This window comes from Duganella rivi, assembly GCF_009857435.1.
GTDB lineage: Bacteria > Pseudomonadota > Gammaproteobacteria > Burkholderiales > Burkholderiaceae_D > Rugamonas > Rugamonas rivi.
The window spans coordinates 260,506-272,746 of the sequence record NZ_WWCK01000008.1 but is presented as its reverse complement, the minus strand read 5'-3'; the positions used below and the strand labels follow the sequence as shown (position 1 = coordinate 272,746).

Below are 12,241 nucleotides of genomic sequence, written 5' to 3'. Positions count from 1 at the left end.
TCTTTCATTTGAGGGGCTGTTCGCATCATGATGGGTCGAATAATGGTTGCCGGAGCGACGAGCCGCCTGGGGGACAGTATTCTTAAAGCGTTGTTGAAGAGAGTGCCTGTTGATCGTCTCGTCGCCGGCGCGCGCGATCCACAGCGGGCGGCCAACCTGGCGGCGCAGGGTCTGGAAGTCCGGGGGGCGGATTATGGCGACCATGCCGGCATGCTGGCGGCATTGCGCGGCGTCGACAGGCTGTTCCTGGTATCCGCCAAGGCAGGAGGCGATCGCCTGGCCTTGCACGATAACGCGATCCGCGCTGCCCAGGCCGTAGGTGTGCGCCACGTGGTGTACCCGGCGCTGCAGCGGCGCGAGGGCGTGCATGCGGACATCGATGGCGTGACCGAGAGTGATATCGCCACTGAACAGCTGCTGCGCGCGTCCGGCATGGCCTACACCATCATCCATTATCCGCCGGCAGCGGAATGGATACCGGCGCTGGTCGGCGACCGCGTGGTGCGCAAAGGCATGCGCCTACCGGCGGGCGAAGGCAAAATCCCGCTAACCGGCAGAGAAGACCTGGCCGCCGCCTGCGCAGCAATCCTGGCCCTGGGCGGGCACGAAAACAGCACCATCCGCTTGAATGCCGGAACCTGTTACTCCATGCACATGTTGGCCGAGCTCTACTCCGAATTGCTCGCAGTGCCCATCACCTACACCGCCATCACGCCGGAGCAGTATGTCGCCGAGCGCGTCGCCGACGGCCTGCCGCTGCACACGGCCCACCTGTTCAGCGACTGGCTGACGGCGGCAGCGACCGGCGTGTTCGACCAACCGGACCCTGCACTGAAAAACCTGATCGATGCGCCGGTGCGACCGCTAAGCGAGGTGCTGACCGCGGCCCTGGAGTAAGCTTGGCCCATTGGGGCCTTAGTCAACGGCTTAAGCCAGGCTAGCTATTTTATGCTGCGCACCTGCCGCACCGCATCCCAGTAGCCATCCACTTGCGCCTGGTGCTTCTGGTAGAACACCTTGTTGACGATCAGGTACAGCGGCGTCGTCACCAGCGGCGTGGCCAGCATTTCGATGTCGCCTTTGTATTTGCGGGAGATGATGGCTTCGCCTTCACCTTGCTGGGTGACTACCGCCGCTACGCGGTTTTGCGCCAGCATGGCAAACGCTTGTTCCGGGCTGCTCGCGCTGTCATCGATCACCACGTTCAACTGGCGCAGCAAGGACACGTGCAGCAAACCCGGCTGCGTGCCCACCGGCTGGCGGCCGAGGTTGACGAATTGCTTGCCGTCCCACTCCACCGAACCGCCGCGCCGGCGCGATACCGAGAAATTCAACTCGCCCACGGCGCGGCTGGCATCGGGCTGCGAATCTTTCATTGGGAACGCGCTGTACGAGGTGCGCTCCTCGATGAAGGCGGCCAGCATGGCGTCCACCTGCCCGGTACGCAGCTGCTCCATGCACTGGAAGCGCGGCGCCACCACGGTATTGATCTGCACCGGCTGCAAGCGCGAAGCGCGCCGCAACACTTCCTGCGCCTGGCCGGAACCATCGGGATAGGTCATCGGAGGAAACGGATGGTCGAAGATGCACATCTTCAATTCCAGCGGCCCGGCCTGCGCCCAAAGCGGCAAACCCAGCAGCAGCGTCATGACTATCTTGCGCACGGCTCCCTCCTTTCAAAGTTGACAACGAATATCTTATCGCGCCATCGAAAAAAGTTCTTGACTTATTTAAGACGACCGGTCATATTGCAGACATGGCTAAAGCAAACGTTAAAGAGCAAATCGTCACCACCAGCTTGCAACTCCTGCACAGCAAGGGCTTCAACGCCACCAGCGTGCAAGACATCACCGACGCTGCCGGTGTGCCGAAGGGCTCGTTCTACAACCACTTCACCAGCAAGGAAGCGCTGGGGCTGGAAGTATTGCAACGCTACACGGAAGGCGTGGGCCAGATGACGGCCCTGCTGCGCGACCGCTCGCTGCCGCCGCTGCAACGCCTGCAGCAGTATTTTGCGCGCATGATCGAAGGCAACGCCGCCAACGAGTTCCAGTTTGGCTGCCTGCTAGGCAACTTCAGCACCGAGTTGTCGAACCAGATCCCGGCCATGCGCAGCGCCATGCGCGAAGCATTCGACGGCTCCAGCGCGGTGCTGGCGGCGGTCATCGCCGAAGGCCAGCAAGACGGCAGCATCAAGTCCGATGCGCCAGCCACGGAATTGGCCAGTTTCGTCAACGATGCATGGCAAGGCGCCGTCATGCGCGCCAAGGCCGAGCAAAGCCGCGAGCCGCTGGAACGCTTCGCCCGCGTGGTGCTGGGCCGCATTTTGAGTTAAATTTTTTTTCGGCCGTTTTTAAGACGACCGGTCATATTGTAGTTTTTTACTTAACCTCGAAAGGAAATACCATGAACTTCAAAGACTCCGTCGTCCTCGTTACCGGCGCTAACCGTGGTTTGGGCAAAGCCCTGGCGCAAGCCGCTGTCGCTGCCGGCGCCCGCAAGGTGTATGCCGCTGCCCGCAATCCTGCTTCGGTCGACATCGCCGGCGTCACGCCGATCAAGCTGGACGTCACCAACGCCGCCGATATCGCCGCCGCCGTGCAAGCCATCCCTGACCTGACCATCCTGATCAACAACGCCGGCATCTCCACCGGCAGCGGCGCCACTACGCCCGACGCCCTGCAAGCCGCGCGCGACGAACTGGAAGTCAACTTCTTCGCCCCGCTGGCCCTGAGCCACGCGTTTGCGCCGGTACTGGGCCGCAATGGCGGCGGCGCCATCATCAACATTCTGTCGGCGCTGAGCTGGCTGAGCTTCCCAGGCACTGGCACCTACAGCGCCTCCAAGGCAGCGGCCTGGGGCCTGACCAACAGCCTGCGCGGCGAGCTGCGCGCGCAAAACACCCACGTGCTGGCCGCCCACATGGGTTACATGGACACCGACATGACCGCCGGCATCGACGCGCCAAAATCGGCCCCGGCCGACATCGCCGCCGCCATCGTCACCGCACTGCAAGCTAACGAAGATGAAGTGCTGACCGACGCCATCTCGCACCAGGTCAAGGCCGGCCTGACCGCGCCGCGCAGCGCCTACCTCGGCGAGCCGCGCGCTGTGTAAATACGCCGCAGCGCAGCATTGAGACGGCGGCCCAAAGTGGCCGCCGCCGATAGAAAAAATTTCGGAAATCTGCAATAAATCGCGTATTTTCAAGCAATAAAACAAGGCATAATCGAGTACTCAGTCAGGTGAAAAAGCGCACGATCCAGCCGGCATGACGTGTGCGCAATTCGTTTTCCCAGCCGGTAATGCTTCGCTTTGTATTGCCTCACAACTAGTTGTGAACAATTGTAAATCGGCGTTGTATGAGCCCGTGATGCAAGCTAAGGTATTAGCTTCAAAGGCCCCTCTGCGACAGCCCCGCGCAGCCTAGTCACACGAAATACGGGAAACGCTATGCTTACTGCCACCTATGTCTTGCTGACACTGTCTATCGAACAAAAAAAAGAACGTCACTTCATCTCGCGCCTGCTGCACTACGTGCAGTTGATCGCGCGCCGCCCGCAGGAAATCGATCCTGTGTTCATTGAATCGCAGCTCAAACAATTGACCAGCTTTGCCGAAGCGCGCCACCAGCGCAAAGTGGAAGCGTGTTTGATGCCGGCCGTGCGCGCCGCCGAACCAGCCTGCGCGCCCCTGCTCAACGATCTTGAAAACCTGAGCCAGCGCGGCAGCGCCATGCTCAACGCCGTCTACCGCTGCCTGCGCCGCGCCATGCGCCGCAGCGCGTCGCAGGGCAAGTTCCTGTGCAAGACGGTGGATCTGTACTGCCAGAATCTGCTCAAGCGGCTCGACAAGGAAGAGCAGGAATTGCTGCCGCTGGCGCAGAAGGTGATTTCCAGCGAAGAGTGGTTTGAAATCGGCAGCAAGTTCCTCGCCCAGGACGATGACGATGCCGCCTCGCGGCCGGAACTGCGTCCGGCCCGTCACTACGTGGCCAACGGCGCAGCCGCTTAAGCTGCCGCGCCGTTGCGCGCCAACTGCACGTAGAAGCGCACCGCTTCCAGGTAGTTGTCGACGCCGATACGCTCGTTGGTGCCGTGGAAGCGCGGCAAATCCTCCTTGCCCGCGCGCACCGGCGAGAAGCGGTACACGTGATCGCTGACCTCGCGGTAGTGGCGCGCATCGGTCGCGCCGATCACGATTCCCGGCGCCACCACCGCATCGCTGAACACCTCGCGGATGGTGCGGTTGATCAGCGTGTACTGCGCCGAATTCACCGGCGACACCGGCGACGGCTCCGACGATCCCGCATCCAGCTCAGCGTGCACTTCCCCGTTATTGACCGTTTGCTTGACGTGATCCATCACGCCGGCCACGGTGTCGCCCGGACGCACGCGGAAATTGACCACCGCATCGGCGCGGCCCGGCAGCACGTTGTCCTTGTTCCCGGCATGGATTACGGTCAGCGCGGTGGTGGTGCGCAGCATGGCGTTGGTGCCGGCCGATTGCGCCAGCTGCTGCTTGACCACCGGCGCGAACAGCCACAGATTGGACAGCACCACGCGGTTCAAGCCCGGCATCTCCGGCGCGATGATGTCGAACATATCGCGCGCCACGCCGGTCAGTTCGGCCGGCATCTGCTTGCGTTCGAGGTCAGTGAGCGCCGCGCTCATGGCTCCGATCGCGGTTTTCTGCGGCGGCATCGACGAGTGGCCCGGCGCGGTCGTCACCGACAGATTGACGCTGGCGTAGCCCTTCTCCGCCACGCCGATCAGCGCCACCGGCTTGGCGATGCCGCTCATGATGCCCTGCGTGACCAGCATGCCCTCATCCAGAATGTAATCGAGCTTGATGCCGCGCGCCTTCAGCAGCTTGGCGATTTCCACCGCGCCGCGACGGCCGCCGACTTCCTCATCCGCGCCGTAGCCCAGGTAGATGGTGCCGCGCGGCTGATAGCCGGCAGCCAGCAGCGTCTCCACTGCTTCCATCTGCGCTACCAGGCTGCCCTTGTCGTCCCACGAACCACGGCCCCAGACAAAGCCGTCCTTCACCACGCCGTCAAACGGCGGTTGCTGCCAATTGGCTTCCGTGCCCGGAGCGACGGGCACCACGTCCTGGTGCGCCAGCCACAGGACAGGCTTGGCTTGCGGATCGCTGCCCTGCCACGTGTACAACATGGACTGGCCGACCATCTCGCGCTTGAGGGTGGCGTGCAAGCGCGGGAAGGCTTGCGCAAGGTAAGCCTGCATGCGCGTGAATTCGTCGGCATTGATGTCGGCACTGGACGCATCGGAGATGGTGCGGAACTTCAGCGCGCCGGCCAGCCGCGCTGCGACGGCGTCGCGCTCCAGCGCCAGCGGCGCCAGCGGCTTCACCTCGATCTGGCGTGAAGTAAGACGCAAGGTATTCCAGCCCACCACCGCCACGATGGCCGCTATCGCCAGCGATACAGCCAACAAGATCCGCTTCAGCATCATTCATTTTCCCCGTTAAAAGCGCACCATTTTGGGCACTGTTGTTTTGAGTTCCAGCGTACGATTCTAAAGCTTGCGTATGCCATATCGTGCAGCTAATATCGCCAATATGCAGACCAATCCCGCCACCGACCTTGCATCGCCTGACGTGGAACTATTATGGCTACCAGCATGAACCACGGCGCCCGTATCCTGCACTTGCGCGGCGCGGCCGGCATGGCCGCCATCTACCGCAAGATCAGCTGGCGTTTGCTGCCGCTGCTGATGCTGTGCTACCTGGTCGCTTATCTCGACCGCGTCAACGTCGGCTACGCCAAGCTGCAAATGGGCGCCAGTCTCGATTTCAGTGAACAAGTCTATGCTTTCGGCGCGGCCGCCTTCTTCATCGGCTACTGCCTGTGCGGCCTGCCCGGCAATCTGCTGCTGGAAAAAGTCGGCGCGCGCAAAACCCTGTTGCGCATGATGCTGTGCTGGGGCGCGATCGCCGCCGCCGTCGCCTTCGTGCGCGAACCGGTCGAGTTCTATGTGCTGCGCTTTTTGCTCGGCGTGCTGGAAGCGGGCTTCTTCCCCGGCGTGATCCTCTACCTGACCTACTGGTTCCCGGCCTCGCGCCGCGCGCGCGTGTTTGCCATCTTCGCTTCCGCCGCGCTGCTGGCGGCCGTGGTGGCAGGGCCGCTGTGCGCCGTCACGCTAAAGCATCTGCGCGATTACGGCGTGCTCGATGCGTGGCAGTGGATGCTGGTGACGCAAGGCTTGCCGGCCGTGCTGCTTGGCGTGGTCGCCTACTTCTACCTCGATGACAAACCGGCGGACGCCAACTGGCTGTCGTCGTTTGAACAGCAGATGATCGCGCAAGACCTGGAGCGCGACGAGGATGCACTGAACGGCGGCGCCGCCGAAGACGGCGAGGAAGAAGAGCCCTCGCCATTCGCCACCATTTGGTCGCTGCTGCGCGAACCGTCTATCGTTTTGCTGGCCTTATCCAACCTGCTGCTGATCGGCGCCAGCTATGCGCTGCTGTTCTGGTCTCCGATGCTGATGCAGCACTGGGGCGCAGGAAGCCATACGGAGCTTGGCCTGCTGACCGCCCTGCCCAATCTGGCGGGCATCGCCGGCATGATCCTGATCGGCTACGACTCCGACCGCCGCCGTGAACGGCGCGGCCATTTCGTCGCCAGCATGGTGCTGGCTGCTGGTGGATTGGGCTTGGCCATCGCCGCCGACAACGGCCTCGCATGGTCGCTGGCCGGGCTGACGCTGGCCACCTTGGGCATTGCTGCGGCGGCGCCGCTGCTGGTCGCCATCCTCACCGGCATGCTGAATCGCCGCCGTTCCGCGGCCGGCATCGCGCTGGTGGGCAGCATTGGTTTGCTCGGCGGCGCGCTGGGCCCCATGCTCAGTGAGCACATGCTGCACTGGGGCGGCAGCGCCGCCATGCTGGCCGCGCTGATCGTGCTGTATCTGGCGGCGGGCGCCATCCTGCTATGGGCACTGCGGCTGGCGCCGCGCCGTGGCGGCCCCGATGCCGGCCATGGCCAAACCGACAAGATGGCTCGCAGCTAGTTCATGGGCTAGAATCGTGGACGTGCCGCGATCCGGCGCTCCCGATTACCCAACCTACAAGCGAAACTACCGATGCGTTTTGTATTGCCTCTCTTAGCGACCGCCATCGCCGCCGGCGCGAATGCCGCACCAACTCCCATCACCCTCGATCAAGCCATGGCCAATCCAGACTGGATCGGCAATCCGGTGGAATCGGCATGGTGGGGCTGGGATAGCCGCCAGGTCTACTTCAAGCAAAAACGCACCGGCTCCGCTGTGCGCGACACTTACCAGGCCACCGGCGGCGTGAAACTGGTAGAAGAAAAACAGCTGGCCAACCTCGATAGCGCGGACGTGGTCTACAACCGCGAACGCACCCGCGCCATCGTGCTGCGCAACGGCGACCTGTTTGAACGCGACCTGAAAACCGGCGCGCTGACGCAAATCGTGCGCGGCACCTCGCCGGCATCGGACGCGCAATACGCGGCCGACGGCAACCACGTGCAGTTCCGCGTGGGCGCCGACTGGTTCAGCTGGAGCCGCGCCGAGCGCCTAGTGTCGCCGGTCGCGCTGCTGCGCACCGCCAAAGATCCTGAAGCCGCACCGGACGCCGACTTCCGCCGCGACATGCAACTGCGCCTGATGTCCACGCTGGCGCGCATCAAACAAGAGAAAGACGAAACGCGCGACCAGCGCAACGCCGACCGCGCCGCCGACGCCACCCGCGCGCCGCTGCCGATCTACTTCGGAGACAAGGTCACCATCGAAACCAGCTCGCTGTCGCCGGACGGCCGCTACCTGCTGGTGGTCACCGCCGTCAAGGATGGCGACAAGCGCCGCGTTGGCAAGATGCCGCGCTACGTCACCGAATCGGGCTACGAAGAAACCGATGATGAACGCAAGCGCGTAAGCGAAGTGGGCCCGCTGCAGCACCAATTGAAACTGGTGGACGTGGCGACGCGCAAGGTCACCGAGCTGTCGCTGGACGATCTGCCGGGCATCAAGACCGACCCGCTGGCCGAGATGCGCGCGGCGCAAAAACTCGATGCGCTGAAAGGCAATCGCGGCGTGCGTTTCGAAGGCCGCGAAGAATCGATCCGCTGGAGCGCCAACGGCGCGCGCGTCGCCGTGATGGCGCAAGCCATCGACAACAAGGATCGCTGGATCGCCGGCGTGGACTTGGCCGCAGCCAAACTGAAACCGCTGCACCGCCTGAGCGACGCCGCATGGGTCAACAACCGCGGCAACGACTTTGGCTGGCAGCCCGACAACAGCACGCTGTGGTACGAGTCGGAAGAAAGCGGCTACTCGCACCTCTACCTGCAAGGCCCGGACGGCAAGGCACGCGCGATCACCTCGGGCAAATGGGAAGAGTCCAGCGTGACGTGGTCGAGCGACGGCCAGACCGCCTATTTCATGTGCAACCCTAAACTGCCGGGCACTTATGAAGTCTGCTCCACCAACACCAAGGACGGCGCGCTGAAAGAACTGACCTCGCTGGGCGGCGTTGAAAGCTTCTCGCTGTCGCCGGACGGCCGCAAGCTGCTGGTGCGCTACTCCACCGCTTACATGCCGACCCAGATCGGCACCGTCGCCAGCAGCGGCGGCGCGATCACGCAATTGACCGACACCCGCACCGCCGAGTTCAAGGCGCGCGAGTGGATTCAGCCGGAAATCGTCGCCGTGCCATCGACCCACGGCGCCGATCCGGTATGGGCCAAGCTGTATCGCCCTGCCACCCTGGAAGCCGGTAAAAAATATCCAGTCGTGATGTTCGTGCACGGCGCGGGTTACCTGCAAAACGTCACCAAGCGCTACCCGGTCTACTTCCGCGAGCAGATGTTCCACAACCTGCTGGTGCAGAAGGGTTACATCGTGCTGGACATGGACTACCGCGCCTCGCTGGGCTATGGCCGCAACTGGCGCACCGCGATCTATCGCCAGATGGGCCATCCAGAACTGGAAGACTACGTCGATGGCCTGAACTGGATGGTGGCCAAGCACCAGGGCGATGCCGCCAACGTCGGCATCTACGGCGGCAGCTACGGCGGCTTCATGACCTTCATGGCGCTGCTGCGCGCACCGGATCAATTCAAGTCCGGCGCGGCGCTGCGCCCGGTCACCGACTGGACGACCTACAACCACGAGTACACCGCCAACATCCTGAACACGCCGGAACTCGATCCGCAAGCGTACAAGGTGTCGTCGCCGATTGAATACGCCGACAAACTGAAAGGCCACATCCTGATCGCTCACGGTATGATCGACGATAACGTGTTCTACCAAGATTCGGTGCGCATGGCCCAGCGCTTTATCGAACTGAAAAAAGATAACTGGGAATTGGCTTCGTATCCGCTGGAGCGTCACGGCTTCGTGCACCCGGAAGCGTGGTACGACGAATACCGCCGCATCTACCAGCTGTTTGAACGCACCCTGAAACAATAAACAGGAGAGTTATGAAAAAGCTTGCCGCCTCGCTGATACTGGCGACCTTGTTCACCGCCGCCCACGCCGAAGTCAAACACCCGGCGTGGACGCGCAGCTCGAACGTGTATGAAGTCAACCTGCGCCAGTACAGCAAGGACGGCACGCTGAACGCGTTCACGGCCGACCTGCCGCGCCTCAAGCAGCTGGGCGTGGACATCATCTGGCTGATGCCGATTCATCCTATCGGCCAGAAGAACCGCAAGGGCACGCTGGGCAGCTACTACGCGGTGCAGGACTACAGCGCCGTCAACCCGGAATTCGGCAGCATCGACGACGTGCGCAAGCTGGTGAAGCAGGCGCACGCGCTGGGCATGCACGTGATCCTCGACTGGGTGGGCAACCACACGGCGTGGGATCATCCATGGGCCACGCAGCACCCGGACTGGTACAAGAAAAACGACAAGGGCGAAATCGCCTCGGTCAGTTTTAAAAACATCGCCGGCGAAACCGAGGAATGGACGGACGTGATCGGCCTCGATTACGGCAACAAGGAACTGTGGCCGGCCATGACGGCGGCCATGGCGTTCTGGGTCAAGGACGTGGGCGTGGATGGCTTCCGCGCCGATGCCGCTGGCCTGGTGCCGACCGAATTCTGGAACCAGGCGCGCGCGCAGCTGGACAAGATCAAGCCGGTGTTCATGCTGGCCGAGTGGGACGACGCCGGACTGCACGACAAGGCCTTCGACGCCAGCTACGACTGGCCGCTGAACGCCATCATGAAGAAGATCGGTAAAGGCGAAGCTGGCGCCGCCGAGCTGCGTACATACGTCAGCACGGCCGCCAAGGCTTATCCGCGCGACGCATACCGCTTACAGTTCACCAACAACCACGATCTCAACTCGTGGGAAGGCACGGACAAGGAGTTGTATGGCCCGGCATGGGGCGCGATGGCGGTGCTGAGCTACACCCTGCCCGGCATCCCGCTGGTCTACAACGGCCAGGAAGCGCGGCTGGACAAGAAGCTGGCGTTCTTTGAAAAAGATACTATCGAGTGGAACAACATCGAGCTGGAATTGTTCTTCGCGGGCCTCAACGCGCTGAAGAAGCAGAACCCGGCGCTGTGGAACGGCACGGCCGGCGGCGCGGTGCAGCTGCTGGACGTCGGCAACGACAAGCTGTTTGCCTTCAAGCGCCAGCAAGGCGCGAATCACGTGCGCGTGATCATCAACACCACCGGCCAGCTGCAAAAGTACAAGCTGGCCGGCGATGAAGGCCCGGCATTCCTCAAGCCGTGGCGCTGGCGCATCATCGTGCCGGAATAAGCAAAGCCGCCCTTGGGCGGCTTTTTTTATTGTTCCGTGGCGAGGCGCTTGGCGAGACGGTACAAATATTCCTGACCGTCGTACAGCGACTTCACGCGGATGTGCTCATTCAAGCCGTGCGCGCCGCTGCCTTCCGGGCCGTGGAACATGCCGCTCACGCCGTAAGTCCAGATGCCGGCGTTGTTCAGGTAGCGGCCATCGGTGCCGCCGGTCGACATGGTCGGAATCACCGGCACGCCCGGCCACATATCGTTGCTGATCTCTTCGACGGCCTTCATCAGCGTTGGCGTCATCGGCGGCATCGGGCCGTCGACACCATCGCCGATGCGGGTGATCTTGATCTTGTCGTCGGCCACCACGCGCTGCAAAGTCGCCTGCACTTCCGCGATTGGTTCGCCCGGCAGGATGCGGCAATTGACATTGGCGCGGGCGCGCTGCGGCAAGGCGTTGTCGGCGTGGCCCGCTTCGACCTTGGTCGCCACGCAGGTGGTGCGCACGGTGGAATTGTGCCCAGGGCTGACCGCATACAGGCGATCGAGCGCGGCTTGATCGGGCGGGTCTTGCAGGATTGCCTTCATGTCCTCGGCCACTTGGCCTTTTTCGATCTGCGCCATGCGCTCGTAGTAAGCGCGCGTGACCGGCGACAACTTGAACGGGAACGAGAACTGGCCGAGGCGCGACAGGCCGTCGGCCAGATGGTAGATCGCGTTGTCCTTGTACGGCGCCGAGCTGTGGCCGCCGGGATTGGTCACTTCCAGCTGGAAGCTCTGGTAAATCTTCTCGCCGGCCTGGATGCCGTGGCGCACCGGCTTGCCGTCCTTGTCCAGCAGGCCGCCGCCGCCTTCGTTGAGGGCGATCTCGGCGTCGATCAGCGCGCGGTGGTGCTTGACCAGGTATTCGGCGCCGTCAAAGTCGGATGGCACCAGTTCCTCGTCGCAGGTCAGCGCCATGATGATGTCGCGCTTGAGCGGCAGCTTTTCTTTTTTGTACAGGATCATATTGTTGACGAAGGAGGCGGCCATGGCCTTGTCGTCCGAGGCGCCGCGCGCGTAGAACATGCCGTTTTCCTCGACCAGCTTGAACGGATCGCGCTCCCAGTCTTCGCGCTTGGCTTCCACCACGTCGATGTGGGCCAGCAAGAGCAGCGGCTTCTTGCTGCCGTCGCCCTTCAGGCGCGCCACCAGGTTGCCCTTTTTCGGGCCGCCGGGCGGGATGATGAGCTGCAGTTCGGCATCCTTGAAGCCGCCGCCTTTCAGACGCTTGGCCATCTTTTGCGCGGCCAGCGTGCAGGAGCCCACCGAGTTGGTGGTATTGGTCTCCACCAGCTCTTGGTAAATCGCGCGCATCTGCTGCTGCACCGGCGTCAGTTGCGCGCCCTGTGCTGCTCCGGCCATTGCCAAACCTGCCATCAACCAAGCTGCCTTCTTCATAGTGTCCCTGTTTCGGTAAGATTGCCTAATCGGTCAAATTTATACG

10 protein-coding genes are annotated in these 12,241 nt (G+C 62.8%); 7 read left to right on the top strand and 3 right to left on the bottom strand.

Going from position 1 to position 12,241, the window contains the following annotated elements; translation table 11 throughout:
* Positions 1–27: 27 nt before the first annotated feature.
* Positions 28–897: an NAD(P)H-binding protein gene (locus GTP45_RS26195; RefSeq protein WP_161016766.1), complete on the top strand. Its 870-nt coding sequence runs from the start codon at positions 28–30 to the stop codon at positions 895–897.
* A 44-nt stretch (positions 898–941) separates the two neighbouring features.
* On the opposite strand, the gene GTP45_RS26190 is transcribed toward GTP45_RS26195, so the two are convergent.
* Positions 942–1,664: a substrate-binding periplasmic protein gene (locus tag GTP45_RS26190; protein WP_161016765.1), complete on the bottom strand. Its 723-nt coding sequence runs from the start codon at positions 1,662–1,664 to the stop codon at positions 942–944.
* Positions 1,665–1,756: 92 nt separating this feature from the next.
* On the opposite strand from GTP45_RS26190, the gene GTP45_RS26185 reads away from it, so the two are divergent.
* The 3 genes from GTP45_RS26185 to GTP45_RS26175 all read left to right on the top strand — a co-directional run bounded on the left by GTP45_RS26185 (position 1,757) and on the right by GTP45_RS26175 (position 4,014).
* The gene (locus GTP45_RS26185) at positions 1,757–2,335 is read left to right on the top strand and encodes a TetR/AcrR family transcriptional regulator (protein WP_161016764.1); all 579 of its coding nucleotides are present in this window, start codon (positions 1,757–1,759) and stop codon (positions 2,333–2,335) included.
* Between the two features lie 71 nt (positions 2,336–2,406).
* Complete coding sequence (locus GTP45_RS26180; RefSeq protein WP_161016763.1) at positions 2,407–3,117, top strand: SDR family oxidoreductase; 711 nt, start codon at positions 2,407–2,409, stop codon at positions 3,115–3,117.
* Positions 3,118–3,453: 336 nt separating this feature from the next.
* Positions 3,454–4,014: a hypothetical protein gene (locus tag GTP45_RS26175; RefSeq protein WP_161016762.1), complete on the top strand. Its 561-nt coding sequence runs from the start codon at positions 3,454–3,456 to the stop codon at positions 4,012–4,014.
* Here the strand turns inward: GTP45_RS26175 and GTP45_RS26170 are convergent.
* A complete protein-coding gene (locus GTP45_RS26170; protein WP_217363398.1) occupies positions 4,011–5,474 on the bottom strand; it encodes a M20 family peptidase in 1,464 nt (487 codons plus the stop codon). The genes GTP45_RS26175 and GTP45_RS26170 overlap by 4 nt on opposite strands.
* Before the next feature lie 159 nt (positions 5,475–5,633).
* Here GTP45_RS26170 and GTP45_RS26165 point away from each other — a divergent pair, with 159 nt between their 5' ends.
* The 3 genes from GTP45_RS26165 (at position 5,634) to GTP45_RS26155 (ending at position 10,765) form a co-directional block, all read left to right on the top strand.
* Positions 5,634–7,037, top strand: a complete 1,404-nt coding sequence (locus GTP45_RS26165) for an MFS transporter (protein WP_229258649.1) — start codon at positions 5,634–5,636, stop codon at positions 7,035–7,037.
* Between the two features lie 72 nt (positions 7,038–7,109).
* On the top strand, positions 7,110–9,461 hold the full coding sequence (locus tag GTP45_RS26160) for a S9 family peptidase (RefSeq protein ID WP_161016760.1): 2,352 nt from the start codon (positions 7,110–7,112) through the stop codon (positions 9,459–9,461).
* Between the two features lie 11 nt (positions 9,462–9,472).
* A complete protein-coding gene (locus GTP45_RS26155; RefSeq protein ID WP_161016759.1) occupies positions 9,473–10,765 on the top strand; it encodes an alpha-amylase family glycosyl hydrolase in 1,293 nt (430 codons plus the stop codon).
* Between the two features lie 26 nt (positions 10,766–10,791).
* Here GTP45_RS26155 and GTP45_RS26150 read toward each other — a convergent pair whose 3' ends face one another.
* The gene (locus GTP45_RS26150) at positions 10,792–12,174 is read right to left on the bottom strand and encodes a M20/M25/M40 family metallo-hydrolase (protein ID WP_267876223.1); all 1,383 of its coding nucleotides are present in this window, start codon (positions 12,172–12,174) and stop codon (positions 10,792–10,794) included.
* Positions 12,175–12,241 lie beyond the last annotated feature (67 nt).